This is a genomic window from Geodermatophilus sp. SYSU D00710 (assembly GCF_054050195.1).
Genome location: NZ_JBJGYX010000002.1, coordinates 105,921 through 124,764, shown reverse-complemented (window position 1 = coordinate 124,764; position 18,844 = coordinate 105,921). Strand labels below are relative to the sequence as shown.

Annotated in this window: 23 protein-coding genes; 11 read left to right on the top strand and 12 right to left on the bottom strand. The window is 75.7% G+C overall.

What is annotated here, in order from left to right:
- Positions 1 to 22 precede the first annotated feature (22 nt).
- From ACI78U_RS01710 to ACI78U_RS01695, 4 genes are all read left to right on the top strand, one after another.
- A complete protein-coding gene (locus ACI78U_RS01710) occupies positions 23 to 799 on the top strand; it encodes an SDR family NAD(P)-dependent oxidoreductase (protein WP_456873553.1) in 777 nt (258 codons plus the stop codon).
- Complete coding sequence (locus ACI78U_RS01705) at positions 796 to 1,329, top strand: SAM-dependent methyltransferase (protein ID WP_456873552.1); 534 nt, start codon at positions 796 to 798, stop codon at positions 1,327 to 1,329. Before ACI78U_RS01710 ends, ACI78U_RS01705 begins: the two co-directional genes overlap by 4 nt.
- Positions 1,330 to 1,360: 31 nt before the next feature.
- On the top strand, positions 1,361 to 2,536 hold the full coding sequence (locus tag ACI78U_RS01700; RefSeq protein WP_456873551.1) for an acyl-CoA dehydrogenase family protein: 1,176 nt from the start codon (positions 1,361 to 1,363) through the stop codon (positions 2,534 to 2,536).
- A 176-nt stretch (positions 2,537 to 2,712) separates the two neighbouring features.
- Positions 2,713 to 3,408: a response regulator gene (locus tag ACI78U_RS01695; protein ID WP_456873550.1), complete on the top strand. Its 696-nt coding sequence runs from the start codon at positions 2,713 to 2,715 to the stop codon at positions 3,406 to 3,408.
- Here the strand turns inward: ACI78U_RS01695 and ACI78U_RS01690 are convergent.
- The 5 genes from ACI78U_RS01690 to ACI78U_RS01670 all read right to left on the bottom strand — a co-directional run bounded on the left by ACI78U_RS01690 (position 3,390) and on the right by ACI78U_RS01670 (position 7,427).
- Positions 3,390 to 3,827, bottom strand: a complete 438-nt coding sequence (locus ACI78U_RS01690) for a hypothetical protein (protein WP_456873549.1) — start codon at positions 3,825 to 3,827, stop codon at positions 3,390 to 3,392. The genes ACI78U_RS01695 and ACI78U_RS01690 overlap by 19 nt on opposite strands.
- Positions 3,828 to 3,899: 72 nt before the next feature.
- Complete coding sequence (locus ACI78U_RS01685; protein ID WP_456873548.1) at positions 3,900 to 5,075, bottom strand: sensor histidine kinase; 1,176 nt, start codon at positions 5,073 to 5,075, stop codon at positions 3,900 to 3,902.
- 135 nt (positions 5,076 to 5,210) lie between these two features.
- The gene (locus tag ACI78U_RS01680; protein ID WP_456873547.1) at positions 5,211 to 5,945 is read right to left on the bottom strand and encodes a DUF3618 domain-containing protein; all 735 of its coding nucleotides are present in this window, start codon (positions 5,943 to 5,945) and stop codon (positions 5,211 to 5,213) included.
- Positions 5,946 to 5,984: 39 nt separating this feature from the next.
- Positions 5,985 to 6,563: a phage holin family protein gene (locus tag ACI78U_RS01675; protein WP_456873546.1), complete on the bottom strand. Its 579-nt coding sequence runs from the start codon at positions 6,561 to 6,563 to the stop codon at positions 5,985 to 5,987.
- A gap of 3 nt (positions 6,564 to 6,566) precedes the next feature.
- A complete protein-coding gene (locus ACI78U_RS01670; RefSeq protein ID WP_456873545.1) occupies positions 6,567 to 7,427 on the bottom strand; it encodes a hypothetical protein in 861 nt (286 codons plus the stop codon).
- A 310-nt stretch (positions 7,428 to 7,737) separates the two neighbouring features.
- Here ACI78U_RS01670 and ACI78U_RS01665 point away from each other — a divergent pair, with 310 nt between their 5' ends.
- Positions 7,738 to 8,580 carry a siderophore-interacting protein gene (locus tag ACI78U_RS01665; protein WP_456873544.1) on the top strand — a complete coding sequence of 281 codons (843 nt, stop codon included), beginning with the start codon at positions 7,738 to 7,740 and terminating at the stop codon, positions 8,578 to 8,580.
- Positions 8,581 to 8,620: 40 nt separating this feature from the next.
- Here ACI78U_RS01665 and ACI78U_RS01660 read toward each other — a convergent pair whose 3' ends face one another.
- The 3 genes from ACI78U_RS01660 to ACI78U_RS01650 all read right to left on the bottom strand — a co-directional run bounded on the left by ACI78U_RS01660 (position 8,621) and on the right by ACI78U_RS01650 (position 11,246).
- Complete coding sequence (locus tag ACI78U_RS01660) at positions 8,621 to 9,409, bottom strand: enoyl-CoA hydratase/isomerase family protein (protein WP_456873543.1); 789 nt, start codon at positions 9,407 to 9,409, stop codon at positions 8,621 to 8,623.
- A gap of 4 nt (positions 9,410 to 9,413) precedes the next feature.
- Entirely contained in the window at positions 9,414 to 10,334 is a 921-nt protein-coding gene (gene ypfJ / locus ACI78U_RS01655) for a KPN_02809 family neutral zinc metallopeptidase (RefSeq protein WP_456873542.1), read from the bottom strand.
- Positions 10,335 to 10,400: 66 nt separating this feature from the next.
- The gene (locus ACI78U_RS01650; RefSeq protein ID WP_456873541.1) at positions 10,401 to 11,246 is read right to left on the bottom strand and encodes a formate/nitrite transporter family protein; all 846 of its coding nucleotides are present in this window, start codon (positions 11,244 to 11,246) and stop codon (positions 10,401 to 10,403) included.
- A 129-nt stretch (positions 11,247 to 11,375) separates the two neighbouring features.
- On the opposite strand from ACI78U_RS01650, the gene ACI78U_RS01645 reads away from it, so the two are divergent.
- Complete coding sequence (locus ACI78U_RS01645) at positions 11,376 to 11,759, top strand: hypothetical protein (protein ID WP_456873540.1); 384 nt, start codon at positions 11,376 to 11,378, stop codon at positions 11,757 to 11,759.
- 10 nt (positions 11,760 to 11,769) lie between these two features.
- Positions 11,770 to 12,993 (top strand): glutathionylspermidine synthase family protein, encoded by a 1,224-nt coding sequence (locus ACI78U_RS01640; RefSeq protein ID WP_456873539.1) that lies wholly within the window; start codon positions 11,770 to 11,772, stop codon positions 12,991 to 12,993.
- A gap of 7 nt (positions 12,994 to 13,000) precedes the next feature.
- Here the strand turns inward: ACI78U_RS01640 and ACI78U_RS01635 are convergent, their stop codons facing one another.
- On the bottom strand, positions 13,001 to 13,555 hold the full coding sequence (locus tag ACI78U_RS01635; RefSeq protein WP_456873538.1) for a dihydrofolate reductase family protein: 555 nt from the start codon (positions 13,553 to 13,555) through the stop codon (positions 13,001 to 13,003).
- Between the two features lie 77 nt (positions 13,556 to 13,632).
- On the opposite strand from ACI78U_RS01635, the gene ACI78U_RS01630 reads away from it, so the two are divergent.
- Together ACI78U_RS01630 and ACI78U_RS01625 are read left to right on the top strand one after the other, a co-directional pair.
- A complete protein-coding gene (locus ACI78U_RS01630) occupies positions 13,633 to 14,079 on the top strand; it encodes a nitroreductase family deazaflavin-dependent oxidoreductase (protein ID WP_456873537.1) in 447 nt (148 codons plus the stop codon).
- A 70-nt stretch (positions 14,080 to 14,149) separates the two neighbouring features.
- Positions 14,150 to 15,115 carry an ABC transporter substrate-binding protein gene (locus ACI78U_RS01625; RefSeq protein ID WP_456873536.1) on the top strand — a complete coding sequence of 322 codons (966 nt, stop codon included), beginning with the start codon at positions 14,150 to 14,152 and terminating at the stop codon, positions 15,113 to 15,115.
- Between the two features lie 24 nt (positions 15,116 to 15,139).
- Here the strand turns inward: ACI78U_RS01625 and ACI78U_RS01620 are convergent, their stop codons facing one another.
- From ACI78U_RS01620 to ACI78U_RS01610, 3 genes are all read right to left on the bottom strand, one after another.
- Entirely contained in the window at positions 15,140 to 16,111 is a 972-nt protein-coding gene (locus ACI78U_RS01620; protein ID WP_456873535.1) for an aldo/keto reductase, read from the bottom strand.
- 284 nt (positions 16,112 to 16,395) lie between these two features.
- Entirely contained in the window at positions 16,396 to 17,466 is a 1,071-nt protein-coding gene (locus tag ACI78U_RS01615; RefSeq protein ID WP_456873534.1) for a winged helix DNA-binding domain-containing protein, read from the bottom strand.
- A 39-nt stretch (positions 17,467 to 17,505) separates the two neighbouring features.
- A complete protein-coding gene (locus ACI78U_RS01610; RefSeq protein ID WP_456873533.1) occupies positions 17,506 to 18,036 on the bottom strand; it encodes a GNAT family N-acetyltransferase in 531 nt (176 codons plus the stop codon).
- A gap of 61 nt (positions 18,037 to 18,097) precedes the next feature.
- Between ACI78U_RS01610 and ACI78U_RS01605 the strand changes: the two genes are divergently transcribed.
- Positions 18,098 to 18,697: a class I SAM-dependent methyltransferase gene (locus tag ACI78U_RS01605; protein ID WP_456873532.1), complete on the top strand. Its 600-nt coding sequence runs from the start codon at positions 18,098 to 18,100 to the stop codon at positions 18,695 to 18,697.
- A 10-nt stretch (positions 18,698 to 18,707) separates the two neighbouring features.
- A complete protein-coding gene (locus tag ACI78U_RS01600) occupies positions 18,708 to 18,833 on the top strand; it encodes a hypothetical protein (protein ID WP_456873531.1) in 126 nt (41 codons plus the stop codon).
- Positions 18,834 to 18,844 lie beyond the last annotated feature (11 nt).

Sequence of the window (18,844 nt, the reverse complement as noted above, 5' to 3'; positions counted from 1 at the left end):
GGTGCCGGGTAGGGCGCGGGGCATGAGCGGCTCTGCGACCTTCGACTTCACCGGCTCGGTCGTCCTCGTCACCGGCGGCGGCACGGGCATCGGCCTGGCGATCACCCGGGCCTTCCTCGACGCCGGCGCCACGGTCGTGGTCACCGGCCGGCGGCGGGAGCCGCTGGAGTCCGCCCTCGACGGTGTCCCCGCCGAGCGCGGGGCGGCGCTGCCCGCCGACGTCTCCGACCGCGCCCAGGTGCGGCAGCTCGTCGCCGACGTCGTCGGCCGGTTCGGCCGGCTCGACGTCGTGGTGAGCAACGCGGCCGGCTACGCGAGCGGGGAGGTCACCGACCTCGCCGACGACGCGTGGGAGCAGATGCGCGCCACCAACGTCGACGCCTTCTTCCACCTCGCCAAGGCCGCGCTGCCCCGCCTCGCGGAGTCCGGCGGCACCCTCGTGGCCGTCTCGTCGGTGTCCGGCCTGCGGGGCGACTGGGGGCAGGCCGGCTACAACGCCACCAAGGCCGCGGTCACCAACTTCGTCCGGTCGCTGGCGCTGGACTGGGGCCCGCGCGGCGTGCGGCTCAACGCCGTCGCGCCCGCCTTCACCTTCACCGAGTTCAACGCGGACGCGCCCCGGGACGAGGAGTCGCTCGCGCCCTTCCGCAACCGCATCGCCCTGGGCCGGCCGGGTGAGCCCGAGGACATCGCGCCGGCGGTGCTGTTCCTCGCCTCGGAGGGCGCCCGGTACGTGACGGGCGCGGTGCTGGCGGTCGACGGCGGGACCAGCGCGTCCACCGGACAGGCGCACGTGTGACCACGCGGACGGCGTCGGACCGGCTGGCGTTCGTCGCGGGCGTGGTGGCCGCGGCGCCGGGGGAGCGGGTGCTCGAGGTCGGGTGCGGGCACGGCGTCCTGGTCACCGCGCTGGCCTCGGCCGTCGGGGCGGGCGAGGTGGTCGCCGTCGACCGGTCGGCGCGGATGGCCGAGGCGGCGACCCGGCGGAACCGTGCCGCCGTCGACGCCGGCCGGGTCCGCGTGCTGGCCGCGCCGCTGCCCGCCGCCGATCTCGGGGGCGGGCGGTTCGACGCCGTCGTCGCCGTCGACGTCCGGGCGTTCTGGACGGCGCCCGCCCCCGAGTGGGACGTCGTGGCGCGCGTGCTCGCCCCCGGCGGGCGGGTCGTCGTCGGCTTCTCGGTCATGCGCCCGGAGGACCGCGAGGGGGTGACCACCGCCGTCGCCCGCCTCGCGGGGGAGCGGGGACTCGCGGTCACCGCGACCGCGGAGGCGCCGACCGCGCCGTACGCGACGGCCGCGGTCGAGTTGCGCGCCCCGGCGCGCGGGTAGGTGAGGGCGACCCGACGACGGAGGACCCGTGATGACCGACGACCTGCCCGGCGACCTCTACGGCTACGAGACGCTGCTGACCGACGACGAGCGCAAGGAGCTGACCGGCATCCGGCGCTTCCTCAACGAGGAGGTCCGCCCGCGGGTCAACGACGCGTGGGCGGCGGCGGAGTTCCCCATGGACCTGGTGCCCCGCTTCGCCGAGGCGGGCATGGTCGGGCGCAGCTACGACCTCGAGCACCGACCGCGCGCCTCCCGGCTGTTCACCGGGTTCATCGCCCTGGAGACCGCGCGGGTCGACCCCTCGATGGCCACCTTCCTCGGCGTGCACAACGGCCTGTCCATGGGCTCGATCGTGCTGCTGGGCTCCGACGAGCAGCGCGCCCGCTGGGTGCCCGACATGGTGGCGCTGCACCGGATCGGCGCCTTCGCCCTCACCGAGCCGCACGGCGGTTCCGACGTCGCCCGCGGGCTGGAGACGACCGCCCGCCGCGACGGCGACGAGTGGGTGATCGACGGCGCCAAGCGCTGGATCGGCAACGGCACCTTCGCCGACGTCGTGGTCGTGTTCGCCCGCGACGTCGCCGACGACCAGGTCAAGACGTTCGTCGTCGAGAAGGGCACCCCCGGCTTCACCCCGTCGAAGATGGAGGGCAAGTACGCGCTGCGCACCGTGCAGAACGCCGACATCGTGTTCGACGGGTGCCGCGTCCCGGCGGCGAACAAGCTCGAGCACGGCAACTCGTTCAAGGACGTCAACCGGGTGCTCAAGCTCACCCGCGGCGGCGTCGCGTGGTCGGCGGTGGGCTGCCAGATGGGCGCGTTCGAGGCGGCCGTCGCCTATGCCAAGGAGCGCTCGCAGTTCGGCCGCCCGATCGCCGGGTTCCAGCTGGTGCAGGACCTGCTCGCCCGCATGGCCGGCAACGTGACCGCGAGCCTGGGCATGGCGGTGCGGGTGTCGCAGCTGCAGGAGGAGGGCGTCTTCCGCGACGAGCAGGCGGCGCTGGCCAAGTCCTTCGTCACCGCCCGCGCCCGCGAGACCGTGGCGCTGGCCCGCGAGCTGTTCGGCGGCAACGGGATCCTGCTCGAGAACGACGTCGTGCGGTACTTCGCCGACGCGGAGGCGCTGTACTCCTACGAGGGGACCCGCGAGATCAACAGCCTCATCGTCGGCCGCGCGCTGACCGGGGTGAGCGCCTTCGTCTGATCGCGGCGGCCCGAGTGGGCAGTTGCGGTCGGCGACCCGCGCCGACACGCCGGGTCGATCGGCGACGACTGCTCACTCGGCCGGGCGAGCCCGTGCTCCCCGGCTGCACGGGCGGGCCGGCCGGCCGATGACCTCCCGGACGGGCGGGACCACCGCCCGCGCGAGGGAGGGGTGCGGTGGCCGCGCAGTCGGTGCTCGTCGTGGAGGACACCGCGGAGATCCGCGAGCTGGTCGCGACCGTGCTCGCCGGGGCCGGGCTCGACGTCCGCGCCGTCGGCTCCGCCGCCGAGTGCCTGGCCGAGGTGCGCCGGCGCGCCCCCGACCTCGTGGTCCTCGACCTGGGGTTGCCCGACGGGGACGGCACCGAGGTCTGCCGGCAGCTGCGCGCCGGGAGCGGCTGCTACGTCCTGATGCTGACCGCGCGGGCGGAGGAGGTCGACCTGCTCGTCGGCCTGGCCGTCGGCGCGGACGGCTACATGGCCAAGCCGTTCTCCCCGCGCGAGCTGGTCGCCCGGGTGCAGGCGATGCTGCGCCGTCCGCGGGCGGTCCCGGTGGCCCCGCCGGTGGCCGACGCCGTCGTCCGGCTCGCCGACCTCGAGGTCGACGAGGACAGCCGCGAGGTGCGCGTCGACGGCGCCGTCGTCGACCTGACCCGCACCGAGTTCGACCTGCTCGCGGCGCTGGCGGCGCGGCCGGGCCGGGTGCTGCAGCGCGAGACGCTGCTGCGCGAGGTGTGGCGTACCGACTGGGCCGGCAGCCTGCGCCTGGTCGAGGCGCACATGTCCAACCTGCGCCGCAAGCTGCAGGCCGCCGGGCTGTCGGCGGCCGAGATCCGGACCGTCCGCGGGGTGGGCTACCGGCTGGTGGCCTGACCGTCGCGCGGCGCCGGCACGGTGCCGGCGGCCTCGGCGAGCTCGGTCACCAGGGCGCGGGCGACGACGCCGCGGCGGGCCTGGCGGGCGATGGCCCCGGACAGCCGGGCGACGGCGGGGTCGCCCAGCTGCGCGCTGCTGCCGGCCAGCGCGCCGGCGTCGGCGGCGAGGGCGCGGGCGTCCCCGGCGCGGGCGGCGCGGTCGATGGCGGCCAGCCGGCCCGGCAGCGCGTCGGCGTGCGCGGCGCGCAGCCGCTGCACCAGGGCGGGGCCGACGGCGGGGGGCGCGACGGCGGCGAGGTCGGGCCCGGCCGGCGCGGCCGTGGCGCGGTCCTCGAGGAAGGCCAGCAGGCGGGCGGGCAGGTCGCCGTCGGTGACGATCGTGGTCCGTCCTGCGGTCGCGCCGTGCTCCGTGCTCACGCCGGGGAGCCTGCCACCGCCTGCGCATCGCCGGCGCGCGACCCCCGCACGATCGGCGCAAGACCGGTGTGCTCAGCGGGGCAGGACCAGCGTGGCCGTGGTGCCGCGGCCCTCGGTGCTGACCAGCTCCAGCCGGCCGCCGTGCGCGGTGGCGATGGCCCGGGTGATCGCCAGGCCCAGCCCCGCGCCGGGTACCGACCGGCGCACGTTCGACGCGCGGGCGAAGCGGGTGCCCAGGCCGGCCTGCTCGGCGGCGGGGATGCCGACGCCGGTGTCGGTGACGGCCACCCGCACCTCAGGACGCGCTTGCTCGACGCCGATGTGGACCCGCCCGCCGCGGGGGGTGAACTTGACCGCGTTGGACACCAGGTTGTCCAGCGCCTGGCCCAACCGCACGGCGTCGCCGGGCACGACCGGGCCGGCCGCCGGGGCACGTGCGGTCAGGGTCACGCCCGCGGCGGCCGCGGTGACCCGCGCGGACTCCTCCGCGGCGCGCACCAGGGCGCCGAGGTCGACCTCGCCGGGCACGAGCGGGAACCGGCCGGCGTCGACCTGGGCGGTGAACAGCAGGTCGCCGACCAGCCGCTCGAGCCGGGCGGCGTTGCGCGCGACGACGCCCAGGTGCCGGCGCGGGCCGGCGCCGAGCGCGGGGTCGTCGAGGACGAGCTCGAGGTAGCCCAGCACCGAGGTCAGCGGGGTGCGCAGTTCGTGGCTGACCAGCGCCACGAACTGGTCCTTGAGCCGCTCGGCCGCGCGGGCCTCGGACACGTCGGTGCCGACGAAGGTCCAGCCGTCGGAGCCGTCGTCGTCGGTCCGCGGGGTGACCGCCACCGACACCGTGCGGCGGGTGCCGTCGGCGGCGACGTAGGTCCAGTAGCGGACGTCGCTGCCCCGCTCGGCGGCGGCGCCCACCAGCGCGGACAGCCCGCCGCCGGCGAGCTCGGCGGGGTCGTGGAAGTCGGTGATCCGACGCCGCCGGACGACGTCGGCACGCGGTAGGCCGAGCAGCCGCTCGGCACCGGGGTTCCAGACGCGGACGACGCCGTCGCGGTCGGTGCCCACGACCGAGTGCCGGGTGATCGCGTCGACGACGCCGGTCATCGTGGCGGCCCGGGCGCGCAGCATCCGGGTGGCGACGGCGAGCTCCTCGCCGCGGTCGGCGACCAGCGCGGCGAGCGCGGCCCGCTCGGCCTCGAGCTCGGCCACCCGCGCGCGCAGCGCGGCGAGCTCGGCCCCCGTCCCGGTCACGGGGGAGGGGTCGGCCCGCCCGGGGTGCGGCTGCAGCCGGCGCGCGGCGGGGTCACCCGGCCAGGGGAGGGCCCGGACGCGGCAGCGCCCCGCCGGGCGGACCCGGCGGGGCGCTGCAGGTGGTGCGGGATGCGGCTAGGAGCTGGTCGCCTGGCTCTGCACGGACTCGCGCGACTGCTGGGCCTGGCCCTGCACGTCCTGCGCGGCCGACTGGCCCTCCTGCTTGACCGTCTGGGCGGCGTCCTGGGCGGTGCCCTTGACCTCCTGGACGGCCTGCTGGGCGGCCGGCTTCAGCTGCTCGCCGACCTCCTGCGCGGCCTGCTTGGCCGGGGCGAGGAGCTGGTCCTTGTGCTCGCGGACCGCGGCCTCGGCCTGCTGGGCCAGCTCCTGCTCCTTCTGCGTGGCCGGCAGCAGGCTGCTCACCAGCCAGCCGACGCCGAAGGCGATGAGGCCGGCCGCGAGGGGGTTGCCCTGCGTCTGGCGGATCACCGCGTCGGGCGCCTGCTGCACCGCCGAGGCCGCCTGCGAGGCGGCGTCCTGCACGGTGCCCGCCGCGCTGGACGCGGCACCCTGCACCGAGCCGGCCACGTTCTGCGCCGTGCCCTGCACGCTGCCGGCCACGTTGGACGCAGTCCCCTGCACGGAGCCCATCGCGTTGTGCGCCGCGCCGCCGGCCGAGGACCGGCCGTGGTGGGCCGAGCCCATGACGGCGTCCTTGGCGCGCGAGAAACGGCCCTTGGCCGCGCTCATGCGCCGGTCGACGACGCGGGCCGGGTTGACCTTCTCGTTGAGGGCGTCGACGTCGTAGCTCAGCTCGCGCCGCGTCTCCTCGATCTGCCGCCGGATGACTTCCGGGTCACTGCTGGTCATGTCTGCTCCAGAGAGGTGGGGGGCCCGCAGGCCCGCGGGTCAGTTGGGCTTGAGGGCGCCGGGGACCTGCTGGAGGGTGTCCACGGTCCGTTCGGGCTTCGGGTTGACCTGCCGGAACTTCTTGCGGCCCATGGAGAAGGCGACCGCGCCGATGATCCCCCAGAGGACGGCCACGATCAGCGCCGACCAGCTGTGGCCCACCAGGTGCGACAGCGCCCACCACAGCGCGATGCTGAGGAAGACCACCGTCATCAGCCCGGCGAGGCCCGCGGCGCCGAACATGCCCGCGCCCTGGCCGGCCTTCTTCGCCTCGACCCGCATCTCGGCCTTGGCCAGCTCGAGCTCCTGGCGCATGAGCACCGAGAAGTCCTTGGTGACCTCGCCGATCAGCTGGCCGACCGAGACGCCGTCGACGTCGGGCCGGCCGGCCTCGGTGGTCGGGGTGCCGAGGTCCCCGGCGTGCGCGCCCGTCGAGGCACCGTAGGACTGGTCGGTGTAGGCGCTGCTGCCCTGGCCCTGGTCGTAGGTGGGCGGGACGGCGTAGTTGGCCTGCGGGGGCTCCGGCGGGTAGCCCGACTGGCCGCTCACCGGCGTCGCGCCGGAGTACGGGGAGGACATGGCTCAGACCCCCGTGCCCGGACGGCGGGTCGGGTCGTCCCAGCCGGCGGGCGTCGTCGGGGGCACGACCCCGCCGGCCGGCGGCGTCGTCCCGTACGGCGGGGGCGGCAGCGGGGTGCCGGTGGTCGACGGCGTCTCGCCGTACCCGCCGGTGGTCCCGTAGCCGCCCGAGGTGGTCGTCTCGTAGGTGGTCGTCGTCTCGTAGCCGGAGTAGGTCGGCGCCGGGTCGACGTAGTTGCTGGTGCCGTAGGTCGTCGTGCCCTGCTGCCGGCCACCCGAGGAGGAACCGTCGCTGTGCGCGGCCTTGACCCCGCTGGTCAGCCGGCCGGCGAGGACACCGGCGAGGGCCGCGCCGAGCAGGAAGCTGCCGGGACGGCGGCGCGCGAAGCTGCGGACGTCCTCGAGCAGGTCGCCCGGCTCGCGGTTCTGCAGCATCCGGGCGAACTCCTCGACCCGGCCGGCGCCCTGCTCGATCAGGTCGCGGGCGGGGCCCGGTGCCGGCGCGTTGCCCTGCACCATGCCGCGCAGCTGCTCGGCGAGGCTGGACAGGCTCTGCCCGGCCTTCTGCTGCTGGGAGACCACCTGCTGGCGCACCTGGGTGCGGCCCTGGTCGACCAGGCCCTGGGCCTGGTACTTCGTCTCCGAGACCACGTTCTTCGCCTGGTCGGCGGCGGTCGAGGCGACCTGGCTGCCGGCCTGCTTGGCGGTCTCGCCGACGTTGCGGGCCTCGTCCTTCGCGACGTCGGTGGTGGACGGCGACCCGGTGGTCGTCGTGGTGGTCGTCGAGGTCGTACTCGTGTCCCCGTAGCCGGTCGCGCCCGAGCTGGGCGGCGGCGGGAGGGGAGCGTCGATGGAGTGGGTCATCGTTCCTCCTGAGTGGATCTCGGTCGGCGGTTCGCTACCCGGGAATGGATCACGCACACATCGCCGGGCGACGACCGTCGCCCGGTCGTGTGCGGGTGGAGCCAGGCCGGCACCCGTGCGGGTGCCGGCCGGTGAGCCGTGGGGAAGTGCGGTCGGGCGCCGTCGGGACCAGCGGCGCGTCCGGTGACGGCGCCGGGGACGGCGTCGTTCCCGCAGGCCACCGGCTACCCGGACGGCGGGGTACGGAAACCGGGCCGGGCCGCCCACCGGACGCAGGTAAGGTGAGCCTTTCCTGATCCGAGGAGGGCCTGTGGCCGACCAGAACCCGCGCCGCCGGCGCACGCCCCGCACCGGCACCGTGGTGCGCACCACCCGGCCGACGCCGCACGTCGTCCGCGTCGTCCTGGGCGGGGACGGGCTGGCCGGGTTCGCCCCGCAGCACACCGACTCCTACGTCAAGCTGCTCTTCCCGCCCGCCGGGGCGCCCTACGCCGCGCCCTTCGACCTCGACGAGGTGCAGGAGCGGCTGCCCCGCGAGCAGTGGCCCTCGACCCGCACGTACACGGTGCGCTCCTGGGACGCCGCGGCCGGCGAGCTGACCATCGACTTCGTCGTCCACGGCGACGAGGGCGTGGCCGGGCCGTGGGCCCTGGCCGCACGGCCGGGCGACACGCTGCAGATGTTCGGCCCCGGCGGCGCGTACACCCCCGCCGCCGACGCCGGGTGGCACCTGCTGGCCGGCGACGAGACGGCGCTGCCGGCGATCGCCGCCGCGCTCGGCACGCTGCCCGCCGACGCTCGCGCGGAGGTCTTCGTCGAGGTCGCCGGGCCGGAGGAGGAGCAGCCGCTGCCCGGTGGTCCGGGCGTGCGGGTGACCTGGGTGCGCCGGGGCCCTGCGCCCGGGGTCGCGCTGGTGGCCGCCGTCGTCGGGGCCGACCTGCCCGAGGGCGACGTCCACGTGTTCGTGCACGGTGAGGCCGGTGCCGTCCGCGAGCTGCGCCGCTTCGTCCGGTCCGGGCTCGGCGTGCCGCGGGAGCGGATGTCGGTGTTGGGCTACTGGCGGCTGGGCAGCACCGAGGACCGCTGGCAGGCCGAGAAGCGCGAGTGGAACGCCGCCGTCGAGGCCGAGGAGGTCGGGCTCGGCGTCGCCTGACCAGGGGTGCCTTCATCGCGACAGAGGCACCCCCGGGGGGTCAGCCGCCCCAGGGGAAGCGTGGGGCGCGGCGCTCGGTGAAGGCGGCGACGCCCTCGGCGAGCTCGCCCGCGGCCGCGGTCTCCCGGTACCAGCGGCCGGCGAGCTCCTCGACCCGGTCCTCGTCGTCCCGGTCGGCGAGCGCGGCGGTGATCTCCTTGGCCGCCCGCTGGGTCAGCGCCGAGCGGGTGGCCAGCACCTCGGCGAAGCGCCGCACCTCGCCGGCGAGGTCACCGGCGGGCAGCAGCCGGTCGACCAGGCCGGTGCGCAGCGCGGTCTCGGCGTCGACCAGCTCGCCGGAGTAGAGCAGGTAGCGGGCCGTCGCCGGTCCCACCAGCCGCACGAGCTGGCGGGTCGACGTCGGGGTGAAGACGATGCCCACCTTCGCCGGGGTCACCCCGAAGACACCGGTCGGGTCGGTGAACCGCAGGTCGCAGCAGGTGGCCAGCTCCACCCCGCCGCCGATGCAGTAGCCGCGGATCATCGCGATCGTCGGCTTCGGGAAGTCGCGCAGCGCGGCCTGCGCGGCGAGGTTGGCCTCGCGGACGTGCGCCATCGGGTCGCCGGCGTCGGGCCCGCCGAGCAGGTCGGCGATGTCGGCGCCGGCGCAGAAGACGGGCCCGGTCCCGGTGACGACGAGGACCCGCACCTCCGCGTCGTCGGCCAGCCCGGCCAGGATGCCCGGCAGCGCCGCCCACATGTCCGCGGTGAGCGCGTTGCGCTTCTCGGGACGGTCGATGGTGAGGGAGGCGACCGCGCCGTCGCGGCCGGTCCGCAGGGTCCCGGTCACCGGCTCAGCCCAGGTCGTCGGTGGCGAAGGTGTCGCACTGCGCCGGGTCGCCGGTCTCGTAGCCGGTGGTGAACCAGCGCCGGCGCTGCTCGGAGGAGCCGTGGGTGAACGCGTCCTGGTCGACCGTGCCACCGCCCAGGTTCTCCTGGATGAAGTCGTCGCCGATCCGCCCCGCCGCGTCCAGTGCCGCGTCGATGTCGGCCTGGGTGATCTCCTCGATCAGCGGGGCGCCGGACTCGTCGGGCACCGTCTCGGCGTGGTTCGCCCACGCCCCGGCGAAGCAGTCGGCCTGCAGCTCCAGGCGCACCGTGCCGCTCGTGGGCCCGGTCTCGCCCGGGGTCACCTGCTGGTTGATCCCGAGCAGGTTCTGCACGTGGTGGCCGTACTCGTGGGCGATGACGTAGGCGTTGACGAACAGCCCGCCCTGGGCGCCGAACTGGGTGCGCAGGGTGTCGAAGAAGGTCAGGTCGATGTACACGAGCTGGTCGGCCGGGCAGTAGAACGGTCCCGAGCCGCTGGTCGCCCCGCCGCACCGGGTCTGCACCTGGCCGGAGAAGAAGACCGTGTCGGTGGGCACGTACCGGTCGCCCAGCGTCAGGGACCAGTAGTCCTGGATCGAGTCGATGTCGGCGACGACGGCGCACTCGACCGACTCGTTCGCGTCGCCGCTGTCGTCGCAGGACTGCTCGAGCGCGGTGTTGTCGGCCGTCTCGCCCTCGGCCAGGCCGCCCGAGAGCGCCCCGAGCCCGGCACCGGCGCCGCCGCTCCCGCCGCCGAGCACCTGGATCAGCACGATCACGAGGATGCCGACCAGCCCGAGCCCGCCGCCGCCCACGGCGATCCCGCGCCCGCCGCCGAGCCCGCCGCGTCCGCGCCGGTCCTGGACCGACGACGTGTCGAGCCGCCCACCCTCCCTGTACCGCATCGCTCGACCGTGCCACCGGCTCCCGGGCACCGCGACCGGGGAGCGGCTCAGCGGCGACGCCGCCGCTCAGGCGCGCTCGGCCGGCTCCGCTCCGGTGCGCGGGGCGGCGTCGCGGTCCTCCCGCAGGAACAGGTACCAGTACGACGTCCCGACGAAGACGACCGCGCCGACCAGGTTGCCCAGGCCCGCCAGCAGCCAGTTGGTCAGGGTGTCGCCCCAGTTCGCGCCCTCGACGCCGGCGAACTGCGCGGCCGGCAGGAAGAACATGTTGGCGACGACGTGGTCGAAGCCCATCGCGACGAAGGCCATGACCGGGAAGAAGACGGCGAGGATCTTGCCCGCGACGCTCGTGGCCGACAGCGACATCCACACCGCGAGGCAGACCAGCCAGTTGCAGCCGACCCCGCGCAGGAAGACCTCCCACGCGGTGTGGGAGGTCTTGCCCTCGGAGATCTCCGCCAGCCGCGCGAAGGTCAGCCCGGCGCTGCCGGTGCTGTCCGGGTCGCCGATGACGCCGGTGGAGACGGCGAGGAAGTAGGCCACGAACAGCGCGCCGAGCAGGTTGCCGCCCAGCACCAGCGTCACGTTCCGGACCACGTCGGCGACGGTGATCTTGCCGTTCATCGCGCTCAGCGGGACCAGCATCATGTTGCCGGTGGCCAGGTCGGAGCCGGCGATCAGCACCAGCACCAGGCCGAGGGTGAACGCCGCGCCCATGAACAGGGTGGGCAGCGTGCCCCAGGTGTCGGCGTCCAGCCCGGAGGAGACGGTGATCGCGACCAGCGCCCCGAAGGAGATGTAGGCGCCGGCGAGGAAGGAGCTGACCAGCACCCGGTCCCAGCTGCGGTGCACCTTCTTCGCCCCGGTCTGGCTGGCGACACGGGCGATCTCGGCGGGTTCCCTGGCGGTCATCGCGCCTCCCCGGGGACGACGGCGTCGGTGCCCGGACCGTAGCGGCACAGGACCGTCCGCGCCGCCCGGCGGCCGTGCGCGGGCCCGACCCGCCTAGGGTCGGGGCGTCCACCGACGCGGGAGGGGTCCATGGCGTTCTCGAACCGGGTGCGCAGCGCGCTGACGACGACGGTGCTCGCCACCGCCGCCACCGGGTTCCTCGCCGGCTGCGGCAGCGACGAGGCCGACGAGCAGGTCGCCTACTGCACCGACGAGGACGGCGAGATCGTCGACGACGACTACTGCGACGACGACTACCGCGGCCCGGGCCTGTTCTTCCTCTACCTCGGCGCCTTCCGCACCGGCCTGCCCGTGGGCACGGTGCTGCCCGCGGGCGGCACCCGCGTCGACCCGCGCGACACCGTCGCCCGCCAGCGCTACGGCCTGCCGGCCGCCGGCGCGGTGGTGGCCGGCACCCGCGTGGCAGGCGGCATCGGCTCGGGCACCGCCGGCACCGGCAGCTCGGGCTCCTGAGGCGCGGGGCGTGCGGCGCGTCGAGAGCGGCGTCGTCCGGCCCGGCTGGGAGGCCGAGATCGAGGCGCAGGGGCTGGTCTTCAACCGCACCACCACCCCGGGCGGTGAGGTGCGCAGCTACTGGCGCGAGGGCCCGTACTACGACTTCACCTCCGACGAGGTCTCCCGGCTCGAGGGGTGGGTCGCCCAGCTGTTCGAGATGTGCGTGGCCGCCGGCGACCACGTGATCGAGCACGACCTGTTCGACCGGATGGGCATCCCGCTCATCGCCCGGTCGGGCATCCGCGCCACCTGGGAGTCCGAGCCGCCGAGCGTCTACGGCCGCTTCGACCTGCGCTACGACGGCTCCGGGCCGCCCCGGCTGCTGGAGTTCAACGCCGACACCCCGACCGGGCTGGTCGAGTCGGCGGTCACCCAGTGGAACTGGCACCTGTTCACCGGGCAGGGCCGCGACCAGTGGAACGCGCTGCACGAGAAGCTGGTCGCCGCCTGGCAGCGCAACCTCACCCGCTGGGAGCGGCGCACCGGGCTGCGCCCGCGGGTACACCTCGCCTGGAGCAGCGCGGACGCCTCGGGCGAGGACCGGATGACCGTCGCCTACCTCATGGACACCGTGGTGCAGGCCGGCTACGAGGCCGTCGAGCTCGTCGTCGAGGACATCGCCCTGGACTCCGGCGACGGGCGCTTCTACGACCCCGCCGGCCGCCACCTCGACGTCGTCTTCAAGCTCTACCCCTGGGAGTGGCTGGTCGACGACGAGTTCGGCGCCGCCGTCCTCGCCGACGCCGCGCGGCCCGGCGGCACGACGTGGATCGAGCCGGTCTACAAGATGCTGTGGAGCACCAAGGCGCTGCTGCCGGTGCTGTGGCGGCTCTTCGGCGGCGACCCCGTGCTCTCCGAGCTGCTGCTGCCGGCCTACTTCGCCGACGAGATGCCTTCGAGCTGGCGGGACTACGTGCGCAAGCCGCTGTGGGGCCGCGAGGGCGCCAACGTGCAGATCGTGCGCGACGGGCAGGTGGTGACGGCGCTGCCGGGCCGCTACGGCACCGAGGGGTTCGTCGTCCAGGAGTTCGCGCCGCTACCCGACTTCGCCGGCGTCGACGGCCCGCACCACCCGGTGCTCGGCGCCTGGGTGGTCGACGGCGAGCCCGCCGGCCTCGGCATCCGGGAGAGCGACGGGCTGATCACCGACAACCTCAGCTTCTTCGTCCCGCACACCATCGACGCCCGCTGAGCCGCCCTCACGCCGACCGGTAGGTCAGCAGCGTGACGCCGGAGCGGAAGGTGCGGCTGCCGGTGGCGGTGAGCCGGACGTCGGTGCCCTCGGGGAACAGCCGCCGGCCGCAGCCGAGGACCCGCGGGAAGACGAACAGCCGGTACTCGTCGACGAGCCCGGCGCGGACCAGGGCGTGGCAGAGGGTGATGCTGCCGGTGACGCCGATCTCGCCGTCGCGGCCGGCGACCAGCCGGCGGACCTCATCGACCGGGTCGCCGGACAGCACGGTGGTCTCCGCCCAGCCCGGCTCGGTCAGCGTGCGCGAGACGACGGCCTTCTCCACCGTGTCGAGGTGTGCCGCGATGCCGGTGGTGTCCCCGGTCTGCCGCGGCCAGAAGCCGCGCATGTCCTCGAAGGTGCGCCGGCCGAGGAGGAGGACCGACTGCCCGGCCATGTGCCCGCGGACGACGTCGAGCTGGTCGGAGGCGTCGGCGCCGTCGTCCTGCGGGGCGAACCAGCCGCCGGTGGCCTCCACGACGCCGTCGAGGGTGGTGTTCTGCGTGATCACGAGCCGGCCCACGGGGCCTCCTGTCGGTCGGGGTCTCGCGAGGAGGGACCGTCCGGGCGTCGGAGAGTGATCGGTCCTACCGTCGGGGCATGCCACTCGAGGGGGAGTACGAGCCGAGCACGCAGGGCTGGGTCCGCGACCAGGTGGAGCGCTACGAGGCGACCGGTGGCCGGGAGGCGAACACGCTGCGCGACACCGGGCTGCCGGTGGTGGTCTTCTCCACCCGGGGCGCGCGGACGGGGAAGGTGCGCAAGCAGCCGCTCATGCGCGTGGAGCACGAGGGCGCCTACGCGATGGTCGGCTCCCAGGGCGGCGCGCCGAGGGACCCGGCCTGGGTGGCCAACCTGCGCGAGCACCCCGACCAGGTGACCGTGCAGGACGGCCCGGAGCCATGGGACGGCGTGGCCCGGGAGGTCACCGGTGAGGAACGGGCGCAGTGGTGGGAGCGGGCCGTGGCCGCCTACCCGGCCTACGCCGACTACCAGCGCCGGACCGACCGGGTGATCCCCGTGTTCGTCGTGGAACGGAAGCGGTGACGAGCCTTAGGTGAGGCTGCCCTAAGGTCGCCTCGGTGCCGGACGGTCCGGCGCCGGGAGGAGGGCAGTGGTGCTCTGGGGACGGACGGGACGCGGTCGGGTGGCCGGCGCGGTGCTGGCGGTGACGGTGCTCAGCGGGTGCGGGTCGACGGAGGCCGCGGCGGGAGGCGAGGCGGCGCCCGCCGAGGAGACGCGCACGATCGAGCACGCCATGGGCCAGACCGAGGTCGCCGGCACCCCCGAGCGGGTCGTCGTCCTGGACACCGGCGAGCTCGACGCCACCCTGGCGCTGGGCGTTCCGCCGGTCGGCGCGGTCCGCACCGACGTCAGCGACGAGCTGCCCGGGTTCGTCACGGCGGCCGGTGTCGACCCCGCCGACATCGCCGCCGTGGGCACCATCGCCGAGCCGGACCTGGAGGCCATCGCGGCGCTCGAGCCCGACCTCATCCTGTCCAACTCCGTGCGGCACGCCGACGTCTACGAGCAGCTGGCGGGCATCGCCCCCACCGTCTTCGCCGAGACGATCGGGGAGAGCTGGCAGGAGAACCTGCTGCTGGCCGGCGAGGCGCTCGGCCGCGAGGAGCAGGCCCGGGAGCTGCTCGACGCCTACACCGCCCGGGCCGCGGAGGTCGGCGCCCTGTACGGGGACCCGGCGGCGACGGAGGTCAGCGTCGCCCGGTTCCTCGACGGCACGCTCGTCCGGCTCTACGGCGAGGGGTCGTTCATCGGGTCGGTGCTGGCCGACGTCGGCTTCGCCCGGCCGGAGGTGCAGCGCACCGCCGAGACCTTCGTCGAGGTCTCGCCCGAGCAGGTGACGCAGGCCGACGGCGACCTGCTGTTCCACGGCGCCTACGGCGAGGCGGGGGCGACGGCGGCCGCGCAGGTCACCGGCGGGCCGCTGTGGCAGTCGATCCCCGCGGTCGCCGAGGGGCGGTCCTTCGCCGTCGACGACGACCGCTGGTTCCTCGGCCTCGGCCCGCTCGGCGCCGGCCTGGTCCTCGACGACCTCGAGGAGCTGGCCGGCCGGCTGGCCTGACGCTCCCGCGCCGTCGCCGGCGGCTCAGAAGCCGGCGACGGCGTGCGGGGTGTAGGGCTCCTCGAGGCGGGCGACCTCGTCGTCGGTCAGGTGCAGGTCGACGGCGGCGACGGCGTCGTCGAGGTGCCCGACCTGCGTGACACCGACGATCGGCGCGGTCACGACCGGCTTGGCGAGCAGCCAGGCCAGCGCCACCTGCGCCCGCGGGACGCCGCGCTCGCGGGCCACCTCGGCCACCCGCTCGACGACCGCGCGGTCGCTGCGCTCGTCGTAGAGGCGGTTGCCGAAGGCGTCGTTGCGCGAGCGGTGCGTCGTCTCGTCCCAGTCGCGGGTGAGCCGGCCGCGGGCCAGCGGGCTCCACGGGACCACGCCGATGCCCTGGTCGGCGCACAGCGGCAGCATCTCCCGCTCCTCCTCGCGGTTGAGCAGGTTGTAGTGGTCCTGCATCGACACGAACCGGTGCCAGCCGTGCTCGCCGGCGGTGAACAGCGCCTTGGCGAACTGCCAGGCCCACATGCTGCTCGCGCCCAGGTAGCGGACCTTGCCCGAGCGGACGCAGGCGTCCAGCGCCTCGAGCGTCTCCTCGACCGGCGTGTGCGGGTCCCAGCGGTGGATCTGGTAGAGGTCGACGTGGTCGACCTGCAGCCGCCGCAGGCTCGCCTCGAGCTCGCGCAGGACGGCCACGCGGGACAGCCCGCCGCCGTTGGGGCCCGGGCGCATCCGGCCGTGCACCTTGGTGGCCAGGACGACGTCGTCGCGGCTGGTGAACGCGCGGATCGCCCGCCCGGTGATCTCCTCGCTGGAGCCGGCCGAGTAGACGTTGGCGGTGTCGAGGAAGGTCACGCCGGCCTCGAGGGCGCGGCGGATGAGCGGCATCGCCTCGTCCTCGGGCAGGCTCCACGGGGTCATCCCGCGCTCCGGCTCGCCGAAGCTCATCATCCCGAGGCAGATCCGCGAGACCTCCAGGCCGGTGGCGCCCAGCCGCGTGTACTGCATGCGCCCACCCTGCTGCGGCGGCCGGTCGCCCGCGACCGCGACCGCGTGCGCCTTGCCGGGGTCGAGGGCGGCGCTCCTGCGGACATCCGGCGGCGCTCCTGCGGTGTTCTCGACACTCCTGCGGTGTCGCAGCACCGCAGGAGTGCGCGCAGCACCGCAGGAGTCGGCGTGGAATCCGCGCGCCGGTCGTGGAACCGCATGGGGTGCGCCTTGCCGGGCTTCTTCGGGCACCGCTGGTCCTGCAGCGCCCGCAACGCACGGGGAACGCGGGCGGTACGGCGTCCTCAGGGCAGCCGCGCGGCCAGCTCCGGCACCCGCTCGGCGACGCCGTCGGGGAAGGCGGTGAACGGCTCGGCGGTCACCGCACGCTTCGCCCCCGTGCCCGTCCACCGCCACGTGCCGACCGCGGAGCCGCCGGTGACCACGGTGGGGCGGAAGACGCCGTTGCCGCCTGGGACGATCCGGTCGGCGTGCTCGGCGGGCACGGTGCAGGTGCGGTCGGCGTAGCCCAGCACCACCTCGTCGAAGCCGGGCAGCAGGTGCACGTCCTCCGCCTCGGCGCGGCAGGCGGCCAGCCGGTCGGGGGTCTCGGGGTCCATCAGCATCTCGGTGCCGTCGACGTCGACCGCCGCCAGCCGGTCGCGCACCAGCGCGAGGCCCGCCCGGACGTCCCGCACCGTCGTCCCCGCCCAGCGGACCAGGTCGGCGACGGTGGCCGGCCCGTGCCCGGTGAAGAAGCGCATCACCAGCTCCCCCCAGGCCTCCTCGCCGGTGAGCCGCCGGGGGCGCGGCACCCACTCGTCGAGCAGCACGAACGCCTGGTCGCCGCCCTCGGGCGGGCCGAGGACCAGCGTCCCGGTCTGCGCGAGGTACCAGAGCGTGTGGTAGCCCTTCTGGCCCGCGACGTCGCAGCCGCCGTCGGCCAGCATGGCCAGCAATTCCCGCCGGCCCAGCCGCCCGCCGGTGAGCGCGGCCACCGCCGTCGCCCGCGAGCGCTCCAGGTCGGCCTCGGTGAGCCCGACGACCGCCCGCCGCCTGGCCGCGCCCGCGAGCGGGCGGGCGCCGAGCAGGTCGAGCATCCAGTGCAGGTCCTCGGCGGCGGTGAGGTGCAGGGTGCCGCGCATCGGCCACGAGCGGACGACGGCGCCGGTCTCGAGCGCCGCCTCGACCCCGGCCCGCGACCGGTCGGCGGTGCGCAGCGCCACCGAGGTCACCGCGCCCGGCCAGTCCTGCCCCTGGACGGCGAGCAGCCCGCGGACGGCGGCCGCGGCGTCGGGGAACGGCGGGCCGGCCACCCGCTGGGCCACCAGCCGCAGCAGCGCGACCTCGCTCAGCGGGACCGACGGCGTCGTCATGGCGCGACCCTGCCACGGGGCACCGACGCACCGGCGCGGTCAGCGCACGAGGTGCAGGTGGACCATGTCCTCCGCGTCGGGCTCGGTGGTCAGCGGCGTGAACCCGGCGGCGGCCGCCGCGCACAGGCTGGCGGTGTCGTCCGGCTCGATGCCGAGGACGAACTGCTCGACGTCGGCGGTCGCAGGTGCGGCGACCAGGGCCCGCAGCGTGGCGGCGCCGATCCCGCGGCCGCGGCGGGACGGGGCGACGACGTAGGCCGCGCCCATCGTGCGCCGGGGGTCGGTGGACAGGACCCGCTCGGCCGCCGGGTCCCACTCCGTCCAACGGTCGTAGACGTCGCCGCCGACCTGCGCGACGACCACGCCGTCGCCGTCGAGGGCGACGAAGGCGCACGAGCGCAGCACCCGCCGGCCGCGGAACTCGTCGGTCCACACCGTGCTGCGCAGCGCCAGCTCCCGGGCGGGCCAGTCCCGCCCGCCCAGCCGGCGCCGGGTCTCCGCGTCGTCGAACCACGGCAGCACCCCGGGCAGGTGTTCCGGCTCGAACGGGACCAGCCGGACGGTGTCCACCCGTGCCAGCGTGGCCCGCGCCCGCACCGCCCGCACCCGCGGCGCTGACAGACTGCCGCCCGTGCAGGCGGAGGACTGGGACGCGCGCTACGCCGAGCGGCAGCAGTGGTCGGGGGAGCCCAACCCGCTGGTCGCCGAGCTCGTGGGGGACCTTCCGCCGGGCGACGCGGTCGACCTGGCCGCGGGGGAGGGGCGGCACGCGCTGTGGCTGGCGCGGCTGGGCTGGCGCGCCACCGCCGTCGACTTCTCCGCCACCGGGCTGGCCCGCGGGCAGGCCCAGCCCGGCGCCGACCGGGTCACCTGGGTGACCGCCGACGTGACCACCTGGTCGGCGCCGCCCGGCTCGGCCGACCTCGTGCTGGTCGCCTACCTGCACCTGCCGGACCCGGCGATGACCGACCTGCTGCGGCGCGCCGTCGGCTGGCTGCGGCCCGGCGGGCGGTTCCTGCTGCTCGGCCACGACGTCGACAACCTCGCGCACGGCGTCGGCGGGCCGCAGGACCCCGCGATCCTGCACAGCGCCGCCCGGCTGGCGCCGGTGGCCGGGCTGCTCGACGTCGACCGGCTCGAGCAGGTGCGCCGGGAGACCCCGGCCGGCACCGCCCTGGACACCCTGCTGTGGGGACGGCGACCGGGCCGATCCCTCGGCTCCGGCCGGTAGCGTCGCGGGCGTGATGGGGATGGGCGGGGCCGGCGGTCCGGGAGCCGAGCGGCGACGGCGGCTGGTGGCCGTCGTCGTCGTCGTCGCGCTGGTGGTGGCCGCGGGCGCCACCGTGCTCAGCCTCGTCCTGCAGTGAGGAGGTCTGCC